This is a genomic window from Escherichia albertii NBRC 107761 = DSM 17582 (genome assembly GCF_000759775.1).
Classification (GTDB): domain Bacteria; phylum Pseudomonadota; class Gammaproteobacteria; order Enterobacterales; family Enterobacteriaceae; genus Escherichia; species Escherichia albertii.
The window spans coordinates 17868-37593 of sequence record NZ_BBMY01000032.1 but is presented as its reverse complement, the minus strand read 5'-3'; the positions used below and the strand labels follow the sequence as shown (position 1 = coordinate 37593).

Annotated in this window: 21 protein-coding genes; 12 read left to right on the top strand and 9 right to left on the bottom strand. The window is 50.0% G+C overall.

Features of this window, described 5'->3' with window-relative positions; all coding sequences use genetic code 11:
• The first annotated feature begins 209 nt into the window (after positions 1-209).
• The gene (gene yccA, locus EA14781_RS08150; protein WP_000375136.1) at positions 210-869 is read left to right on the top strand and encodes an FtsH protease modulator YccA; all 660 of its coding nucleotides are present in this window, start codon (positions 210-212) and stop codon (positions 867-869) included.
• A gap of 91 nt (positions 870-960) precedes the next feature.
• Positions 961-1290, top strand: a complete 330-nt coding sequence (tusE, locus tag EA14781_RS08145) for a sulfurtransferase TusE (protein WP_024164819.1) — start codon at positions 961-963, stop codon at positions 1288-1290.
• Here the strand turns inward: tusE and yccX are convergent.
• Positions 1287-1565 carry an acylphosphatase gene (gene yccX, locus EA14781_RS08140; RefSeq protein WP_000048219.1) on the bottom strand — a complete coding sequence of 93 codons (279 nt, stop codon included), beginning with the start codon at positions 1563-1565 and terminating at the stop codon, positions 1287-1289. The genes tusE and yccX overlap by 4 nt on opposite strands.
• A gap of 93 nt (positions 1566-1658) precedes the next feature.
• Between yccX and rlmI the strand changes: the two genes are divergently transcribed.
• Positions 1659-2849 (top strand): 23S rRNA (cytosine(1962)-C(5))-methyltransferase RlmI, encoded by a 1191-nt coding sequence (gene rlmI / locus EA14781_RS08135; RefSeq protein ID WP_000116313.1) that lies wholly within the window; start codon positions 1659-1661, stop codon positions 2847-2849.
• 57 nt (positions 2850-2906) lie between these two features.
• A complete protein-coding gene (gene hspQ / locus EA14781_RS08130; RefSeq protein ID WP_001295356.1) occupies positions 2907-3224 on the top strand; it encodes a heat shock protein HspQ in 318 nt (105 codons plus the stop codon).
• Between the two features lie 44 nt (positions 3225-3268).
• On the opposite strand, the gene EA14781_RS08125 is transcribed toward hspQ, so the two are convergent.
• Positions 3269-3682 carry a CoA-binding protein gene (locus tag EA14781_RS08125; protein WP_002462360.1) on the bottom strand — a complete coding sequence of 138 codons (414 nt, stop codon included), beginning with the start codon at positions 3680-3682 and terminating at the stop codon, positions 3269-3271.
• A gap of 172 nt (positions 3683-3854) precedes the next feature.
• Here EA14781_RS08125 and EA14781_RS08115 point away from each other — a divergent pair, with 172 nt between their 5' ends.
• Together EA14781_RS08115 and mgsA are read left to right on the top strand one after the other, a co-directional pair.
• Positions 3855-4517, top strand: a complete 663-nt coding sequence (locus tag EA14781_RS08115; RefSeq protein WP_000847776.1) for a DUF2057 family protein — start codon at positions 3855-3857, stop codon at positions 4515-4517.
• Positions 4518-4612: 95 nt separating this feature from the next.
• Positions 4613-5071, top strand: coding sequence for a methylglyoxal synthase (gene mgsA, locus EA14781_RS08110; protein ID WP_000424182.1), 459 nt, complete (start codon positions 4613-4615; stop codon positions 5069-5071).
• Between the two features lie 31 nt (positions 5072-5102).
• Here the strand turns inward: mgsA and helD are convergent, their stop codons facing one another.
• Entirely contained in the window at positions 5103-7154 is a 2052-nt protein-coding gene (gene helD, locus EA14781_RS08105) for a DNA helicase IV (RefSeq protein WP_024164821.1), read from the bottom strand.
• A gap of 122 nt (positions 7155-7276) precedes the next feature.
• On the opposite strand from helD, the gene EA14781_RS08100 reads away from it, so the two are divergent.
• Both EA14781_RS08100 and yccS read left to right on the top strand, forming a co-directional pair.
• The gene (locus EA14781_RS08100) at positions 7277-7723 is read left to right on the top strand and encodes a YccF domain-containing protein (RefSeq protein WP_001261228.1); all 447 of its coding nucleotides are present in this window, start codon (positions 7277-7279) and stop codon (positions 7721-7723) included.
• A gap of 9 nt (positions 7724-7732) precedes the next feature.
• On the top strand, positions 7733-9898 hold the full coding sequence (yccS, locus tag EA14781_RS08095) for a YccS family putative transporter (RefSeq protein ID WP_000875071.1): 2166 nt from the start codon (positions 7733-7735) through the stop codon (positions 9896-9898).
• Here the strand turns inward: yccS and EA14781_RS08090 are convergent.
• Entirely contained in the window at positions 9858-10487 is a 630-nt protein-coding gene (locus EA14781_RS08090; protein ID WP_000839161.1) for a TfoX/Sxy family DNA transformation protein, read from the bottom strand. The genes yccS and EA14781_RS08090 overlap by 41 nt on opposite strands.
• A gap of 217 nt (positions 10488-10704) precedes the next feature.
• On the opposite strand from EA14781_RS08090, the gene sulA reads away from it, so the two are divergent.
• Together sulA and ompA are read left to right on the top strand one after the other, a co-directional pair.
• A complete protein-coding gene (gene sulA, locus EA14781_RS08085) occupies positions 10705-11214 on the top strand; it encodes an SOS-induced cell division inhibitor SulA (RefSeq protein ID WP_000288701.1) in 510 nt (169 codons plus the stop codon).
• Positions 11215-11569: 355 nt separating this feature from the next.
• The gene (ompA, locus tag EA14781_RS08075) at positions 11570-12622 is read left to right on the top strand and encodes a porin OmpA (RefSeq protein ID WP_024164823.1); all 1053 of its coding nucleotides are present in this window, start codon (positions 11570-11572) and stop codon (positions 12620-12622) included.
• 74 nt (positions 12623-12696) lie between these two features.
• On the opposite strand, the gene matP is transcribed toward ompA, so the two are convergent.
• Positions 12697-13149: a macrodomain Ter protein MatP gene (matP, locus tag EA14781_RS08070; protein WP_000877164.1), complete on the bottom strand. Its 453-nt coding sequence runs from the start codon at positions 13147-13149 to the stop codon at positions 12697-12699.
• A gap of 185 nt (positions 13150-13334) precedes the next feature.
• On the opposite strand from matP, the gene EA14781_RS08065 reads away from it, so the two are divergent.
• Both EA14781_RS08065 and fabA read left to right on the top strand, forming a co-directional pair.
• Positions 13335-15095, top strand: a complete 1761-nt coding sequence (locus EA14781_RS08065; RefSeq protein WP_000156442.1) for an AAA family ATPase — start codon at positions 13335-13337, stop codon at positions 15093-15095.
• Between the two features lie 68 nt (positions 15096-15163).
• Entirely contained in the window at positions 15164-15682 is a 519-nt protein-coding gene (gene fabA, locus EA14781_RS08060; RefSeq protein ID WP_002462364.1) for a bifunctional 3-hydroxydecanoyl-ACP dehydratase/trans-2-decenoyl-ACP isomerase, read from the top strand.
• Positions 15683-15750: 68 nt separating this feature from the next.
• Here the strand turns inward: fabA and rmf are convergent, their stop codons facing one another.
• The 4 genes from rmf to pqiA all read right to left on the bottom strand — a co-directional run bounded on the left by rmf (position 15751) and on the right by pqiA (position 19633).
• Positions 15751-15918: a ribosome modulation factor gene (gene rmf, locus EA14781_RS08055; RefSeq protein ID WP_000828648.1), complete on the bottom strand. Its 168-nt coding sequence runs from the start codon at positions 15916-15918 to the stop codon at positions 15751-15753.
• 256 nt (positions 15919-16174) lie between these two features.
• A complete protein-coding gene (gene pqiC / locus EA14781_RS08050) occupies positions 16175-16738 on the bottom strand; it encodes a membrane integrity-associated transporter subunit PqiC (RefSeq protein WP_000759093.1) in 564 nt (187 codons plus the stop codon).
• Positions 16738-18375, bottom strand: coding sequence for an intermembrane transport protein PqiB (pqiB, locus tag EA14781_RS08045; RefSeq protein ID WP_000444171.1), 1638 nt, complete (start codon positions 18373-18375; stop codon positions 16738-16740). The genes pqiC and pqiB overlap by 1 nt, the downstream gene beginning before the upstream one ends.
• 4 nt (positions 18376-18379) lie before the next feature.
• Complete coding sequence (gene pqiA, locus EA14781_RS08040; protein ID WP_000333195.1) at positions 18380-19633, bottom strand: membrane integrity-associated transporter subunit PqiA; 1254 nt, start codon at positions 19631-19633, stop codon at positions 18380-18382.
• Positions 19634-19726: the final 93 nt, after the last annotated feature.

Genomic DNA, 19726 nt, shown 5'->3' with positions numbered 1-19726 from the left:
ACAATAAGATAAGGGGTTAGCTAAATGCTAACCCCTTTTTCTTTTGTCTGCCAAAATCACCATGCTGTTGTAGCATGCTCAATGGTTTAACCATTCTGTGCGAAACCTGTTCCAGATCAAATGCGTAAAGATGGGTAAAACCTCTGTGTACCTTCCCACATAATCATTATGCTGCTTGATTAATTACACCTGTCATAGAGAGTGACTCAATGGATCGTATAGTTAGTTCTTCACATGACCGTACATCATTACTTAGTACCCATAAGGTGCTGCGTAATACCTATTTTCTGCTGAGCCTGACACTGGCTTTTTCTGCGATTACCGCGACAGCCAGTACAGTGCTAATGCTGCCATCTCCGGGACTGATTCTGACGCTGGTGGGTATGTATGGTCTGATGTTCCTGACCTATAAAACTGCCAACAAGCCGACCGGAATTATTTCCGCATTCGCCTTTACCGGTTTTCTCGGTTATATCCTCGGCCCGATTCTGAATACTTATTTGTCTGCCGGAATGGGCGATGTGATTGCGATGGCGCTGGGCGGTACGGCATTAGTATTCTTCTGCTGCTCTGCATACGTGCTGACCACCCGCAAAGATATGTCTTTCCTCGGCGGTATGCTGATGGCGGGTATTGTTGTTGTCCTGATCGGGATGGTAGCGAATATCTTCCTGCAACTGCCTGCTCTGCATCTGGCGATCAGCGCGGTATTCATTCTGATCTCCTCTGGCGCAATTTTGTTTGAAACCAGCAACATCATCCACGGCGGTGAAACGAACTACATTCGTGCCACTGTGAGCTTATATGTGTCGCTGTACAACATCTTCGTCAGCCTGTTGAGCATCCTGGGCTTCGCCAGCCGCGATTAATTTCGCCCGGGTTTACTTACCGAGCCTCGCTTTATGCGAGGCTTTGTTTTTTGTTACACTGCCGCCAGTCTGATTAAGGTAGTAAATGATTATGCTGATGTTTGAAGGTAAAGAGATAGAAACGGATACCGAAGGCTATCTCAAAGAAAGCAGCCAGTGGAGCGAACCTCTGGCAGTGGTGATAGCAGAAAAAGAAGGAATTACGCTGTCGCCGGAACACTGGGAAGTGGTGCGTTTTGTACGTGATTTCTACCTGGAATTTAATACCTCTCCGGCAATTCGTATGCTGGTAAAAGCAATGGCGAATAAATTTGGCGAAGAAAAAGGAAACAGCCGCTATCTGTACCGACTGTTTCCAAAAGGTCCAGCTAAGCAAGCCACCAAAATTGCTGGCCTGCCAAAGCCCGTGAAATGTATTTAACGGATACGAAAATCGGTTAATTCCCCGGAAGGATGATGCGGTTCGCTAAGTACGCGCTCTACACGCGCTGAACGCGGACCGCCACTTTTTAACCACTGCATCAATTTTTCCACCTGCCCTTCTTCCCCGCAGGCCACGACTTCCACGCTGCCGTCGTCAAGATTTTTGGCGTAACCGGTTAAGCCCAGCCTTTTGGCTTCATATTGGGTGGTATAGCGAAAACCTACCCCCTGAACCCGGCCATAAATCCAGGCAATTATGCATACTTTCGACATCACCACGCTCCTTATCCTTATAGGCGCGTTGCAAATCCGGGAAAAACTCCGGACAATGGCGCCCATTTCTTTGCATCGACAGAATAGTAAATTATGAGTGTACGTTTAGTGTTAGCCAAAGGGCGCGAAAAATCATTACTTCGTCGCCATCCGTGGGTCTTTTCCGGTGCTGTGGCCCGTATGGAAGGTAAAGCCAGCCTCGGTGAAACCATCGATATTGTTGATCATCAGGGAAAATGGTTAGCACGCGGCGCTTATTCGCCTGCGTCGCAAATCCGTGCGCGCGTCTGGACTTTCGATCCTTCGGAATCCATCGACATTGCCTTTTTCACCCGTCGTTTGCAGCAAGCGCAAAAGTGGCGCGACTGGCTGGCGCAAAAAGATGGACTCGACAGCTATCGTTTAATCGCTGGTGAGTCAGATGGCCTGCCCGGCATTACTATCGATCGCTTTGGTCATTTTTTGGTGCTGCAACTGCTAAGCGCTGGTGCGGAGTATCAACGTGCGGCATTAATTAGCGCCCTGCAAACGCTGTACCCGGACTGTGCGATTTACGATCGCAGCGACGTGGCGGTACGCAAAAAAGAGGGAATGGAACTGACCCAGGGGCCAGTGACTGGAGAACTGCCGCCTGCCCTGCTACCGATTGAAGAACACGGCATGAAGCTACTGGTAGACATTCAACACGGGCACAAAACGGGCTATTACCTGGATCAGCGCGACAGCCGTCTGGCAACACGCCGCTACGTTGAAAATAAACGCGTACTGAACTGTTTCTCTTATACCGGTGGGTTCGCCGTATCCGCCTTGATGGGCGGCTGTAGCCAGGTAGTCAGCGTGGATACCTCGCAGGAAGCGCTGGATATTGCACGGCAAAACGTTGAATTAAACAAACTGGATCTCAGCAAAGCGGAGTTTGTCCGCGATGACGTATTTAAGTTACTGCGCACCTATCGCGATCGCGGCGAAAAGTTTGACGTTATCGTGATGGATCCGCCGAAGTTTGTCGAAAACAAAAGTCAATTGATGGGGGCCTGTCGGGGTTACAAAGATATCAATATGCTGGCAATTCAGTTATTGAATGAAGGCGGCGTATTGTTGACGTTCTCCTGTTCCGGCCTGATGACCAGCGACTTATTTCAGAAAATCATCGCTGACGCCGCAATTGATGCCGGTCGTGATGTACAATTTATAGAGCAGTTCCGCCAGGCCGCCGATCATCCGGTGATCGCCACCTACCCGGAAGGGCTATATCTGAAAGGGTTTGCCTGTCGCGTCATGTAACTTGAAATGTGGAATTTTACCCTTATATCAAAGGAAAAGATTTCCCGGGAGGTGACTATGATTGCCAGCAAATTCGGTATCGGCCAGCAGGTCCGCCATTCCCTGTTAGGTTATCTCGGAGTGGTCGTGGATATCGACCCGGTTTATTCGCTCTCTGAACCGTCGCCTGATGAGCTGGCGGTAAACGATGAGCTTCGCGCCGCTCCGTGGTATCACGTGGTGATGGAGGATGACAACGGCCTACCGGTTCATACCTACCTGGCTGAAGCCCAGCTAAGTAGCGAATTACAGGATGAACATCCAGAGCAACCGTCAATGGATGAGCTGGCGCAGACTATCCGCAAACAACTCCAGGCGCCGCGTCTGCGTAACTAATCCTGATAAAAATCCCCGGAAGGTTTTTGCCTTCCGGGGATTTTTTATTTAGCCAGCCCCAGCCGAGGGATCTCAATGGCCGGGCAACGATCCATTACGACCTGTAACCCGGCATCACGCGCCAGAACTGCCGCTTGCTCATTAATCACCCCTAACTGCATCCATACGGTTTTAGCGCCAATGGCGATAGCTTCCTGCGTCACACCCCAGGCAGCTTCTGAATTACGGAAGACATCGACCATATCGACTTTTTCAGGCACTTCCGCCAGCGTGCCATAGCCCTGCTGACCCAGCAGCGTTTTACCGGCGACTTTAGGCGAGACCGGAATGACGTGATAGCCCTGATCAAGCAGGTATTTCATCACGCGATAACTTGGACGATCGGGTTTGTCGCTTGCCCCTACCAGCGCAATAGTGTGAGTGGACGTTAAAATGGCTGCAATATCGGTCTCTTTCATCATTTCCTCCAGACTATTTACCAAAGTGTACGACAAACCCAACATGCCAACCATGTAGCTAATACAAATGTATGAGAGCAAAAGCGGAAAACATGTCTATATGTTAGTAAGTATGATTAAAGAAAAATTTTGATACATTATTATTCAGGCGGTCATTAGACAGGAGCTATCTATGAAAACCGGCATTTTGACCACCTTGATCGCATTATGTTTGCCGGTGACCGTTTTTGCCACCACGCTACGGCTATCCAGCGATGTTGATCTTCTGGTGCTTGATGGTAAGAAGGTTTCCAGTTCTCTGCTCCGCGGCGCTGACAGCATTGAGCTGGATAATGGACCACATCAATTGGTCTTTCGCGTTGAAAAAACCATTAACCTTTCTGCTAATGAAGAAAGACTGTATATTTCCCCACCGCTGGTGGTCAGTTTTAATACCCAGCTCATCAGCCAGGTAAATTTTCGCCTGCCCCGACTGGAGAATGAACGAGAAGCTAATCATTTTGATCTTGCGCCTCGTCTCGAATTACTTGATGGAGATGCAACGCCGATTCCGGTAAAACTGGACATTCTGGTCATTACTTCAACAACAAAAACAATCGATTATGAAGTGGAGGTCGAGCGCTATAACAAATCCGCGAAACGCGCGTCGCTACCGCAATTTGCCACCATGATGGCGGACGACAGCACGTTACTTTCTGGCGTTTCCGAGCTGGACGCCATTCCACCGCAGTCACAGGTGCTCACTGAACAGCGACTGAAATATTGGTTTAAGCTAGCCGATCCGCAAACGCGCAATACTTTCCTGCAATGGGCTGAAAAACAACCACCTTCCTGATATTTTTGTGCCTGCGCGCAGGCTTTTTTGGTCTTTCTCTTGCAGCGGTAAACGCTTACAGTAATCTGTAGGAAAGCTAACTACGGAAGTAAATTATGGAATTGACGACTCGCACATTGCCAGCGCGTAAGCATATTGCGTTGGTGGCCCATGATCACTGCAAACAAATGCTCATGAGCTGGGTGGAGCGGCACCAGCCGTTACTGGAGCAGCACGTACTGTATGCGACGGGCACCACAGGCAACTTAATTTCCCGCACCACCGGAATGAACGTTAACGCCATGCTAAGCGGCCCAATGGGCGGCGATCAGCAAGTGGGTGCATTGATTTCAGAAGGAAAAATTGATGTGTTGATTTTCTTCTGGGATCCGCTGAACGCCGTGCCACACGATCCCGACGTCAAAGCATTGCTACGTCTGGCAACGGTGTGGAATATTCCGGTCGCAACCAATGTGGCAACGGCTGATTTCCTGATTCAGTCACCCCATTTCAACGATGCAGTGGACATCCTGATCCCGGACTATCAGCGTTATCTTGCTGAACGTCTGAAGTAAATTCGCACAGGCGGCACTCGCCGCCTGTTTCTTACGGTTTTCTCGCTACCGGCACACTCAGTTTTTTCAGGACTTCCACAAAGGAAGAAGGATTCTCTTTGTTGAACAGCGCCCATACCCGATGGCGTGCGCGAGTCAACGCAACATACATTAATCGCCGTTCTTCGGCGTCAGGGAAATCTTCAACCTGCGGCAGGAGCGCCTCTTCTATAATCGACTCACGCGCCGCAGTCGGGAAGCCATCACTCCCTTCCTGTAAACCAACAATGATGACGTAATCCGCCTGTTGCCCTTTGCTGGCGTGAATGGTCATAAAGTCAATTTGCAACTTCGGCCAGCGCGTCACTGCTTTTTCCAGACTGGCAGGTTTCAGATGATGATAACGCGCCAGTACCAGAATGCGCTCATCCGGTTTGGCATAACCTGAGAGTTTATCCAGCAAAGCATCAAGCTGGCTCTCTTCAAGAAGCGTTACAGCTTTTTTGTCACCATGAGTCAAACTGTTCAGCGGCTTTTTCAACTGATTGGGATTCTGTTGAATAAAACGGTTCGCGACCTCACCAATACGGCTGTTGAAACGATAAGTCGTATCTAAATCACAGCGATCGCCCTCACCAAAGTTTTCATGGAAGGCGGTGGTGAGTGACATTTGCGCACCGCTGAAGCGATAAATCGCCTGCCAGTCATCACCAACGGCAAACAACGTCGTCTGACTGTTTTGCTTACGCAACGCCGCCAACAGCGCTGCGCGCTGCGGTGAGATATCCTGAAATTCATCAACCAGAATATATTTCCACGGACTGATAAAGCGGCCTTTTTCGAGGATCACAATCGCCTGATGAATCAAACCGGAAAAATCAACGGCGTTATCTGCCTTCAACGCGCTCTTCCAGGCTTTCAATAACGGAGCCATTAATTTGATTCGTTTACTGAACACGTCGCGGATCTCTTCAGGCGCGCTGGCAATCATTTCCGCCTGTGCGCCGCCGTGCATCCGCATCAGAGCAACCCAACGATCAAGACGAGATGCGAGACGACGTTGCAATTTTTCATCGTCCCAGAAATTACCTTCTGGTACCGACCACTGCATTTCTTCCGTCAGCCATTGTCGCCAGCCTTTCGCCTGTGTTTTCTTTTCACTACATTGCTTGCGCCACTCATTAATAAAGAGTTCATGGCGAGCTGCGGTGTCATTCTCCAGTTTGCTGACTGTCGGCACTTTCTTACTGCCTTGCTGAATAATATGCAGGGCCAGTGAATGAAATGTGCGCGCGGTAATATCGTCGGTATGTAGTCGCTCACGAATGCGATCGTCCATCTCTTCAGCAGCTTTTCGCCCAAACGCCAGCAATAAAATTTGCTCTGGGGATGCCTCGCCGCGCGCCAGTAGCCAGCCCGCACGCGCCACCAACACCGACGTTTTTCCACTTCCCGCTCCCGCGAGCACTAATAAGGCGTGCTCACCATTAACAACAGCACGGGCCTGAGCGGGGTTAAGCGGTGAAGACTCAACCTGACGAAAAAAGTCCGCATGTTCGTTAAGCATGGCTTCGGTATATGCCTGATTATGCTGCAGCCGACCGTCAATATCTTTCAGCCAGATCTGACATTTGCGCCACGCTTCACGGCAGTTATCAAACTCTTCCAGTCGGTTTACCGGCAACGGCAGCGCCGACAAAGCCTGGCGGATTTGTTGCTGCACGCCAGTCGTTTGCTCTCGCGTCAGCCACTTATTTCCTCCGGTGCGCGTGGCGATAAGATCCAGTTGTTGCTGTAAAACGTCGGCGGCAATTTCACTCATCTCTTCGCTCCAACGCCGCCAGTGGGCATCAAGATGATGGTAAAAACGCTGCGTTTCGCCCCATTCGGTGCCGTGCAGACGCACCACTTTTTCATCAGGCAGTACAAACTCCAGCTCGCCCCATACCAAGCCGCGCTTACAATGAATCGCCAGTAATTGGTTGAATGGAATAAGATATTCGTGACGATCGCCGGAAACTTTTATCCCGGCATTAAGGATCACCGCCCGATCATAAGGGTGCTGTGCCAGACGTTTGCCAAGAGTTGTCGCTTTCAGTTCCATGCCTCTGTAGATCCACACGATGTTATTTCTTATCAGTGTAACCGTCAGAGAAAACGTGCTCCAGCCCAAAAAAACGTTACAATTGCCGCCCATTACAGAAAACCACAGTACAGTGAGGTTTTATGCGTACCGTTTTGAACATTCTGAACTTTGTGCTTGGTGGATTTGCCACAACTCTGGCCTGGCTGCTGGCAACCCTGGTCAGTATTGTGCTGATTTTTACCCTACCACTGACGCGTTCTTGCTGGGAAATCACAAAGCTTTCTTTGTTGCCCTACGGCAATGAAGCGATTCATGTCGATGAACTGAACCCGGCAGGCAAAAACGTACTGCTCAATACCGGCGGTACCATACTGAATATTTTCTGGCTGATTTTCTTCGGCTGGTGGTTATGCTTAATGCACATTGCCTCTGGTATTGCGCAATGTCTCACCATCATCGGTATTCCCGTCGGCATTGCTAACTTTAAAATTGCGGCTATTGCACTGTGGCCTGTAGGCCGTCGTGTGGTTTCTGTTGAAACCGCTCGTGCTGCGCGTGAAGCGAATGCGCGTCGTCGTTTCGAATAATCTAACGTTATGGCCTTTATGCTAAGTCCTTTGCTCAAACGCTACACCTGGAACAGCACCTGGCTGTATTACGCACGCATTTTTATCGCGCTTTGCGGTACTACTGCGTTTCCGTGGTGGCTGGGTGATGTAAAACTGACCATTCCGCTCACACTCGGTATGGTTGCAGCAGCATTGACCGACCTTGATGACCGACTGGCGGGGCGTCTGCGTAACCTCATCATTACGCTGTTCTGCTTTTTTATCGCTTCGGCCTCGGTAGAACTCCTTTTTCCCTGGCCCTGGCTGTTTGCCATCGGCTTAACGCTCTCCACCAGCGGCTTTATTTTGCTCGGGGGTCTGGGTCAACGCTACGCGACTATCGCTTTTGGCGCATTGCTCATCGCTATTTACACGATGCTGGGTACGTCGCTGTATGAACACTGGTATCAGCAGCCGATATATCTACTTGCCGGTGCCATCTGGTACAACGTTCTGACGCTTATCGGTCACCTACTGTTCCCTGTCCGCCCGCTGCAGGACAACCTGGCGCGTTGCTATGAACAACTTGCGCGATATCTGGAACTCAAGTCGCGCATGTTTGATCCAGATATTGAAGATGAAAGCCAGGCGCCATTGTACGATTTAGCGCTTGCCAACGGGCAACTAATGGCAACGCTGAATCAGACAAAGCTCTCGTTGTTGACGCGACTACGTGGCGATCGTGGTCAACGGGGAACACGACGCACTCTGCATTACTACTTTGTGGCGCAAGATATCCACGAGCGCGCCAGCTCTTCGCATATTCAGTACCAGACGCTGCGCGAACATTTTCGCCACAGCGATGTATTGTTTCGCTTTCAGCGACTGATGTCGATGCAGGGCCAGGCTTGCCAGCAACTGTCACGCTGTATTTTGCTACGCCAGCCTTATCAACACGATCCGCATTTTGAACGCGCCTTCACTCATATTGACGCCGCGCTTGAGCGGATGCGCAATAACGGCGCGCCGATTGATTTGCTAAAAGCGCTGGGATTTCTGCTGACAAACTTACGCGCCATTGATGCTCAACTGGCGACGATTGAATCAGAGCAAGCCCAGGCAATGCCGAATAACGATACCGACGACCAGCTTGCTGACGACAGCCCGCACGGGCTAAGTGATATCTGGCTGCGTCTTAGCCGTAACTTTACGCCGGAATCCGCCCTCTTCCGTCACGCGGTCAGGATGTCTCTGGTCTTATGCGTCGGCTACGCCATCATTCAAATAACAGGAATAAACCACGGCTACTGGATCCTGCTGACCAGCCTGTTCGTCTGCCAGCCAAACTATAACGCTACGCGCCATCGCCTGAAATTAAGGATTATCGGCACGCTGGTAGGTATTGCGATCGGCATCCCGGTGCTGTGGTTTGTTCCGTCGCTGGAAGGACAACTGGTACTACTGGTCATTACAGGCGTGCTCTTTTTTGCTTTCCGCAACGTGCAATATGCGCATGCAACTATGTTCATCACCCTGTTGGTTCTGCTGTGCTTCAACCTGTTGGGCGAAGGTTTTGAAGTTGCGCTGCCTCGCGTGGTTGATACGCTGATCGGTTGCGCCATAGCCTGGGCAGCAGTGAGCTACATCTGGCCAGACTGGCGTTTTCGTAATCTACCGCGGATGCTCGAGCGTGCAACTGACGCTAACTGCCGTTATCTTGACGCTATTCTTGAGCAATATCATCAGGGACGCGATAACCGTCTGGCGTATCGCATCGCCCGTCGTGATGCTCACAATCGTGATGCCGAACTGGCTTCTGTGGTATCGAATATGTCCAGTGAACCGAACGCCACACCGCAAATCCGCGAGGCCGCGTTCCGTTTACTGTGCCTCAACCATACATTCACCAGCTACATTTCTGCCCTCGGCGCTCACCGTGAGCAGTTAACTAATCCTCAAATCCTCGCGTTTCTTGATGACGCGGTATGTTACGTTGATGACGCGCTACATCATCAGCCTGCCGATGAAGAACGCGTCAATCTGGCATTAGCTGGCCTGAAGCAGCGTATGCTGCAACTTGAGCCACGGGCAGACAGCAAGGAACCTCTGGTCATACAGCAAATTGGATTATTGATTGCATTGTTGCCAGAAATTGGTCGCCTGCAGCGCAGGATTACTCAGGTTCCGTCGGAAACTCTGGTTTCAGCACAATAGATTCAGCCCATTCAGCAAGCTCCTGGCGGCGTGCCACCGGGAGCGCTGCTTCATGAATATCAATAATTGCGCCTTCAAGCATGAATAAGATCTTCTCCGTCACCTGGCTATTATGCTGACGTAGTCGCAACCAGCACATTTTTGCGCCAAGGATCCGTAAAGTCCGCACATCCTTGATCCCCACTTCACCGAGAATCGCCTCCAGATGATAAGACATATTCGGCAAATCTTTCAGTCGCTGGAGATTGTTGCGCGTACATTTCTCTTTCAGCGCAGCATCCAGGGAATATTTCGACAAGCGAACTAATTTCTGTTGGTTACGCCATAGACTTTCATCAACCCGGTAGTAATTGAGAGTCACGGGTCGGCCGCACTTTTTATATGTCAGCCAGACTGGCGGATGTTTTACACAGTACTGTACGCTTTGTTCACAAGCCCGTAGATACAACTCACCATCAGCAACCATCGCAAATACCGTATCGTTAACCGTCAAACTGTAACTGCCAAACAGCGATCGATATTCAATGGTGCCTAACGTTGCAAGGTATTCTTGTGACTTATAGATCCGCTTATAGGAGAGGCTTTTCATAAAATTCCTTTTAAAATCATAACATAAACGAATAATTCACGTTAACGGATCCGTTAAGTACGAAAATAGGCAACTTATTCTCAAGGGGCAAGATTAATTTAAGTTTTCGGGTCACCATCGACAAAAATTGCGAGGCTCTTTCCGAAAATAGGGTTGATCTTTGTTGTCGCTGGATGTGCTGTATATTCATACAGTAACTCACAGGGCTGGATTGATTATGTACACTTCAGGCTATGCACATCGTTCTTCGTCGTTCTCATCCGCAGCAAGTAAAATTGCGCGTGTCTCTACGGAAAACACTACAGCCGGGCTTATCAGTGAAGTTGTCTATCGCGAAGATCAGCCCATAATGACACAACTCCTGCTTTTACCATTATTACAGCAGCTCGGTCAGCAATCGCGTTGGCAGCTCTGGTTAACTCCGCAACAAAAACTAAGTCGTGAGTGGTTTCAGTCCGCTGGATTACCCTTAACTAAAGTGATGCAGATGAGTCAGCTTGCCCCTTGCCACACCGTGGAGTCAATGGTTCGCGCTTTACGCACAGGAAATTACAGTGTGGTGATCGGTTGGTTGTCAGATGATCTGACCGAAGAAGAGCATGCTGAGCTGGTTGATGCAGCCAACGAAGGTAATGCAATGGGGTTTATTATGCGTCCGATAAGTGCCTCTTCTCACGCCACGAGACAACTTTCCGGGTTAAAAATTCATTCTAATTTGTATCATTAAGTAAATTTAGGATTAATCCTGGAACTTTTTTTATCACACACTGGATGCTTTCTGTCGTGACTAATTTTCCGTGCGGAGGCTTGTCTGAAGCGGTTTCCGCGATTTTTCTTCTCAATGGCTCTTTTACAAAATAGGTTAAACGCACCTTATACAAGTCTTTTTTTTCATATGCCTGACGGAGTTCACACTTGTAAGTTTTCAACTACGTTGTAGACTTTACATCGCCAGGGGTGCTCGGCATAAGCCGAAGATATCGGTAGAGTTAATATTGAGCAGATCCCCGGTGAAGGATTTAACCGTGTTATCTCGTTGGAGATATTCATGGCGTATTTTGGATGATAACGAGGCGCAAAAAATGAAAAAGACAGCTATCGCGATTGCAGTGGCACTGGCTGGTTTCGCTACCGTAGCGCAGGCCGCTCCGAAAGATAACACCTGGTACACTGGTGCTAAACTGGGCTGGTCCCAGTTCCATGACACTGGTTTCATCGACAACAATGGTCCGACCCACGAAAACCAACTGGGTGCAGGTGCTTTTGGTGGTTACCAGGTTAACCCGTATGTTGGCTTTGAAATGGGTTACGACTGGTTAGGTCGTATGCCGTACAAAGGCGACAACATCAATGGCGCATACAAAGCTCAGGGCGTTCAGCTGACCGCTAAACTGGGTTACCCAATCACTGACGATCTGGACGTCTACACTCGTCTGGGTGGTATGGTATGGCGTGCAGACACCAAGGCTAACGTACCTGGTGGCGCTTCCTTTAAAGACCACGACACCGGCGTTTCTCCGGTCTTCGCTGGCGGTGTTGAGTACGCGATCACTCCTGAAATCGCTACCCGTCTGGAATACCAGTGGACCAACAACATCGGTGACGCTCACACCATCGGCACTCGCCCGGACAACGGCCTGCTGAGCTTGGGTGTTTCCTATCGTTTCGGTCAGGGCGAAGCAGCTCCGGTAGTTGCTCCGGCTCCGGCTCCAGCTCCAGAAGTACAGACCAAGCACTTCACTCTGAAGTCTGACGTTCTGTTCAACTTCAACAAAGCAACCCTGAAACCGGAAGGTCAGGCTGCTCTGGATCAGCTGTACAGCCAGCTGAGCAACCTGGATCCGAAAGACGGTTCCGTAGTTGTTCTGGGTTACACCGACCGTATCGGTTCTGACGCTTACAACCAGGGTCTGTCCGAGCGTCGTGCTCAGTCCGTCGTTGATTACCTGATCTCTAAAGGTATCCCGTCTGACAAGATCTCCGCACGTGGTATGGGCGAATCCAACCCGGTTACTGGCAACACCTGTGACAACGTGAAACAGCGCGCTGCACTGATCGACTGCCTGGCTCCGGATCGTCGCGTAGAGATCGAAGTTAAAGGCATCAAAGACGTTGTAACTCAGCCGCAGGCTTAAGTTCTCGTCTAATAAAAAACCCCGCTGTCGCGGGGTTTTTTTTCATCTTTAGTAAAGTGAATAACTTTCGTCGGTTATTCCTTACCCAGTAGAGCCTGCAAATCTTGCTTTAGCGAAGACATTTTATTTGCATATTTCTCTTTGTTTTCCGCATCTTCAATCAGCTGGACAATCGTTTCGGAAAGCGTTTTACCGCGGCGTTGTGCAAGACCAGCCAGACGTTGCCAGACCATGAATTCCAAATCGATAGATTTCTTGCGCGTATGCTGATGTTCTGCGTTAAAGTGGCGTTTTCGTCTGGCTCGAATGGTCTGCTTCATGCGATTGATCAGCTCCGGGTTCATATGCTGGTCAATCCAGCCATTTACGAGCACAGGTTCGTTCTCCAGCGATAGCAACACATCGACGGCTTCCTGGGCGGCACTGGCTTCGATGTACCGGGTGATAAGCTCACCTTCACGGTGCTTCTTCACCAGATACTTCCATTTCCAACCACTTTCAAGATTTTCAAGTTGTTGATATTTCATAGCGATCTCAATGTTACCGTGTAACTCTTTACAGAATATCAGCTTTTTACCTGCGTGATGAAAAGAATCTCTATCCTGTGCACTTTAGCGCGCATACAAAAACTTTTGTCGACGCTTTCTACGTGTGCTGCAGTGCCGGTTACGGTATAATCGCACCTTTGACAACAGACTAAAAAACATCAACTTTGACCATTACGAAACTTGCATGGCGTGACTTAATCCCTGATACCGAAAGTTATCAGGAAGTATTTGCACAGCCACATTTTATTGACGAAAACGATCCTTTATTCAGCGAAACTCAACCACGGCTGCAATTTGCGCTGGAACAGTTACTGCACACTCGAGCTTCATCCTCTTTTATGCTGGCGAAGGCGCCGGAAGAGCCCGAGTACCTGAGTCTCATTGCCGATGCTGCAAGCGCGCTACAAGGTGACTCTGGCCAACTGATGGGCGGTCACTATGAGATCTCCGGCCACACCATCCGGTTACGTAATGCCGTTAGCACTGACGATAATTTTGCAACATTAACGCAAGTCGTCACTGCTGATTGGGTAGAGGCAGAACAACTCTTTGGCTGCCTGCGCCAGTTTAATGGGGCCATTACTTTACAGCCGGGACTGGTACATCAGGCAAATGGCGGCATTCTGATCATTTCTTTGCGCACGCTGCTGGCACAACCACTGCTGTGGATGCGCCTGAAAAACATTGTCAGCCGTGAACGCTTCGATTGGGTCGCGTTTGATGAGTCTCGTCCCCTCCCCGTCTCCGTTCCTTCAATGCCATTGAAACTAAAAGTCATTCTGGTTGGCGAGCGCGAGTCGCTGGCCGATTTTCAGGCGATGGAGCCGGATCTGTCTGAGCAGGTCATTTATAGCGAATTTGAAGATACCCTGCAGATTGTCGATGCCGAGTCAGTAAACCAGTGGTGTCGCTGGGTTGCTTTTACCGCTAAACATAACCAACTGCCTGCGCCCGGTGCTGATGCCTGGCCAGTGCTTATCCGCGAAGCCGCCCGCTATACCGGTGAGCAAGAAACGCTGCCGCTTAGTCTGCAGTGGATCCTTCGCCAGTGCAAAGAAGTCGCGTCTCTGTGTGAAGGCGATACCTTTACTGGCGAACAGCTAAACTTAATGCTACAACAGCGACAGTGGCGCGAAGGTTTCCTCGCTGAGCGTATGCAAGACGAAATTCTTCAGGAGCAGATCCTGATCGAAACCGAAGGCGAACGCGTCGGGCAGATCAATGCCCTGTCAGTTGTTGAATTTCCGGGACATCCGCGCGCTTTTGGCGAGCCTTCTCGTATTAGTTGTGTTGTACACATTGGCGACGGTGAATTTACCGATATTGAGCGGAAAGCAGAGCTCGGCGGCAATATTCACGCTAAAGGGATGATGATCATGCAGGCATTCCTGATGTCGGAACTGCAGCTTGAACAACAAATTCCCTTCTCGGCCTCGCTGACGTTTGAGCAATCATATAGTGAAGTGGACGGTGACAGCGCCTCAATGGCTGAACTCTGCGCCCTGATCAGCGCCCTCGCCGATGTCCCGGTCAATCAAAGTATTGCTATTACCGGGTCGGTGGATCAGTTTGGACGCGCCCAGCCAGTCGGTGGCCTGAATGAGAAAATTGAAGGTTTCTTCGCTATCTGCCAACAGCGTGAGTTAACCGGTAAACAAGGCGTGATTATCCCTACCGCTAACGTTCGCCATCTAAGTCTTCACAATGAACTTGTGAAGGCGGTAGAGGAAGGTAAATTCACTATCTGGGCAGTGGATGATGTCACTGATGCACTACCTCTATTATTAAATCTGGTGTGGGATGGCGAAGGCCAGACGACGCTGATGCAAACTATCCAGGAACGTATCGCGCAAGCATCGCAGCAGGAAGGACGTCACCGTTTTCCATGGCCATTACGTTGGCTGAACGGGTTTATTCCGAACTGATCGGACTTGTTCAGCGTACACGTGTTAGCTATCCTGCGTGCTTCAATAAAATAAGGCTTACAGAGAACATGGTAGATAAACGCGAATCCTATACGAAAGAAGACCTTCTTGCCTCTGGTCGCGGAGAACTGTTTGGTGCGAAAGGCCCGCAATTGCCAGCGCCGAACATGCTGATGATGGACCGGGTGGTCAAAATGACCGAGACTGGCGGTAACTTCAACAAAGGGTATGTTGAAGCAGAGCTGGATATCAATCCAGATCTGTGGTTCTTCGGCTGCCACTTCATCGGCGATCCGGTAATGCCGGGATGTCTGGGCCTGGATGCCATGTGGCAGTTAGTAGGGTTCTACCTCGGCTGGCTGGGCGGCGAAGGTAAAGGCCGCGCTCTGGGCGTAGGCGAAGTGAAATTCACCGGTCAGGTTCTGCCGACGGCGAAAAAAGTGACCTATCGTATCCACTTTAAACGTATTGTTAACCGTCGCTTGATCATGGGTCTGGCCGATGGTGAAGTTCTGGTTGATGGTCGCTTGATCTACACAGCCAACGACCTGAAAGTAGGTCTGTTCCAGGACACTTCTGCATTCTGATTAAAATCAGGCTGCGTGTAAAAGGCGAAACCTCCGCAGTGCGGAGGTTTCTTTTTAAAGAGACAGAATCAGGCCATTACTACCCTGTCCGCCATGGCTTCTCGCCAGCCTCCCAGCCATTGTGACCTTTGATTCAGCGTCTGATAGGGACACATTTCTTTTGAGCGTCCGGCGATGCCGGCCTGATAACCACGTTGATGTGCCCGTTCCAGGCGATCTCGTTTTTGTCTCTTCATGCCTCGTTTCCCTCATACTGGTTTCTGGTGGAAAAGAAAACAGTGATTACTAAATGTGCAATCACAGTTAAGCAATACCGCGAATCATAACTGTCGTCAATGCGCAAAATTCACGCCACTGTCATATTTGTGAGCTACACAGGCATGTCGGTTGTACAAAAAATGTGAAGCGGAACAAGTTTTTCCCCATAAAATAAACAAAAAAAACCGCCTCGGGCAACATGCCAGAGACGGTTATATTTACAAATCTTTATAATCAGGGAAGACGCTTAATCTCTTGCGCCATCGCCGCCGCTTCCTGATTCCAGGCACTGGCCAGGGCTTTGACCATTTCATCGTAGCCATCCTGATTTTGTACGCCTTCCAGACGGAATGGACGTTTTATCAGTTGCCCCTGATGGTTCAACAGCCACTCACCGCTGACGATAACCTTACCATCATAACGACCATTAAACTCCGTGACCGTCACGTTGAGCGTATCCTGAGCGCTGCCCAGAGGTTGTGAAGCAACCACCCAACCGGGTAATTGCGTGCTCAGATTGGCAACCAGCGTATTGCGTAACTGTTGGTCCAGCGGGCTGGCCCACAGATTGTTATTGGCAATAACGTATTTCACATCACTGGTCTGATACACCACGCCATTTCCCGCCAGATAATCAGGAACCGCAACCTGCTCCACCCATAACAGTCGGTTGCCCTGGCTGGCGGTACTTTGCGTACCGCCCTGTACAACAGGTAACTGGTAGTAGTTTTTGTTGATCTCACCGGAGCTGCATCCGGCCAGCCATAGTGCCGCTATCGTCACTAGCCATTTTTTCATTATTTCGCCCTCTTCGGCTCTGGATCTTTCTTATCCTTCGCTTCAAATACCAGCGCGTTGCTCTTCTCGTTGAGCGTTTTCAGCACCGGTTGCAGTTCACGCAATACCTGATCAAGACGCTGCATATCCGCCACCATCTTGTTGTAAGCCGCAGAACCCGGCTGGAAGCCCTGCATACTGCGATTCAGTTCACGCAATGTCGACTGAATATCTGTCGGCAACTGCTGCATAGACTGGCTTGCCAGGATTTTATTCATACTATCCAGCGTGGCTTGCAGATTTTTCATCGTCCGCTGGCTTTCCGACAGCGTACTGGTCGCCTGCTCAATCATCGGATTCAATGGCAGCTTGTTGATCTTATCCAGAGCTTCCATCAAACGTTGCTGGATTTGCGCCAGACCGCCGCTAACGGTCGGAATGATCTGATAGCCATCGAATTCACGTACCCCGGTTATCGCTGGTGTATTCGGATAGAAATCGAGATCAACATACAATGCCCCTGTGACCAGATTTCCGGTCTTCAGCGAACCACGTAAACCTCGTTTCAACAGCTCCCCAAGGTGCTCAACCACATCTTTGTTTTCCCCAAGCTGCATTTTCAGTCGCTCAGGTTCAATACGAACAAGCACCGGAATACGATAATCATCGTTAAATGTCTGACGCATATTCGGCGCAAAGAAAGGCACTTTACTTACTGTTCCCAGGCGAATACCGCGGAATTCCACTGGCGCCCCCGGCTGCAAGCCGCGAACAGAATCTTTAAAGAACATCAGATAATCAATGTGATCGGTATACAGTGAATCCTGAATGCCCTTCTGATCATCATACAAAACGAATGCGGTTTTCGGCGCGACAGGCTGCCCCTGCTCCAGGCCTTCCGGCACGTCGAAACTGACGCCACCGCTTAGCAAAGTTGTCAGCGACCCCATCTCCACGCGCATTCCCGCTGACGTCAGATCAACCGCAATGCCGCTGTCTTTCCAGAAGCGAACGTTGCTGGTCACCAAACGGTCATAAGGCGCATTGATGAACAATTGATAACTGATACTACGTTTTTGCGTATCAAAGGTGCTGGTCTCCACCGACCCTACACGGTAGCCACGAAAAAGCACCGGATCTCCTGCAGTGAGTTGCCCGGCTTTTTTACTGTCGAGTATGATTCGAATCCCTTTAGCATCCGGCGGCGCCAGCGGCGGTGAATCAAGCAAATCATATTTGTCCATTTTGCTGCCTTTCGCCCCCGGTTGTAGTTCGATATAAACCCCAGAGAGCAGCGTACCCAGGCCGCTAATACCTTCACGCCCAATTTGCGGTTTCACCACCCAAAAGACAGTATCTTTATGCAGCAGTTTTTCCATACCGGCGTTGAGGCGCGCTTTAATTTCAACATGCGTTAAATCATCAGCAAGCGTAGCGCTTTCGACCACGCCAACATCAACGCTGCGGCTTTTAATGGTTGTCTTGCCCCCTTCTATCCCTTCCGCATTCGCGGTAATCAGGGTGACTTCTGGCCCCTGATGACTGTAATGATAAAAAAGAACCCAGGCCCCTATAAGCGCCGTGACGATAGGAAATATCCACACGGGAGACCAGTTCTTCACTTTCTGGATTTTGGCTTCCCCATTCTTAGATTCCATACTGTCAGGACTCCTCATGCTCTGGATCTGGTTGACGATCCCACGATAAACGCGGATCAAATGTCATTGCAGAAAACATTGTCATTATGACGACTAAAGCAAACATTAATGCACCCATTGCCGGATAAATACTCATTAAGCCTCCCATACGCACCAGCGCCGAGAGCACCGCGATAACAAAAACGTCAATCATTGACCAGCGGCCTACAAACTCAACAACTTCGTAAATCAAATGCATTCTTTCACTGTCACGCTTGCCGTGACCTTTTGCATCCCAGCACAACCAGCCAATCGCAATCATCTTTAACGTCGGCACCATAATACTGGCCAGAAAGATAACTGCAGCGACGGGATAAGAACCTTCACTCCACAATAAAATACCCCCTGCGAGAATAGTCGACGGCATCTTCGAGCCTAATAAATCGGTCACCATGATGGGCAAAATATTCGCCGGGAGATACAGCATGATCGACGTAACAAGCAGCGCCAGTGTCCATTGCAGGCTATTTCTACGCCGAACGTAGCCTTTGGTGCCACAACGTGGGCACACTGGAACATCGGCAGGAAGAATGGCTGTACAACATGAGCAGGAGCGTAGCCCCTGACGTATCCCTGTGACGCCTGCTTTTAGCGGCTGATTAAGCACTGGCATCGGGGCGATATCATCCCATAGCCAGCGACGATCAACACACTGGAAAGCGCGCAGTTGCAGCACACAAAATAAACACCAGGGCAGAAAACTGCTGCCCACGCCAATGCTGCCGTAGGCCATCAGTTTGACAAAACTGACCAGCACACCAGCGAGGAAAATCTCCGCCATTCCCCAGGTTTTGAGTTGAAACAGCACCCGTGCCAGTTGCTCTTTTACGCGGACAGGTAATTCAACGCGATTTACCAGTAGCAGAATGGTAATCAGGCAAAAGGCGGGAACCAATTGCACAAACAGCAGGAAGAAAGTGCCGAGACTGGCATAGTCCTCAGAAAACAACACGTTCGGGATTTCCAGTAACGTAATCTCACTGGTTACACCCGCAACATTCATATTCACAAAAGGGAACAAGTTGGACAGCAACAGCATGAACAATGCAGCCAACGCATAAGCGGTGGGACGCTGTCGGGGTGCATCCCATGCCACAGTTAACGTTGTGCCACACCGGGGACATGCCGCTTTCTGACCATGCTCAAGGCTGGGTAAAGCCACCAGCATGTCACACTGCGAGCACAGAATATGCTTCGCGGCATGATGATGTTCGCACATTGGTACTCCTTAATGATGCGCTATTCTACAGATTGCTGACAAAATGCCCGTTTCTCATGCCGAATGCGACACGACTGCATATCCGCCCTGGGA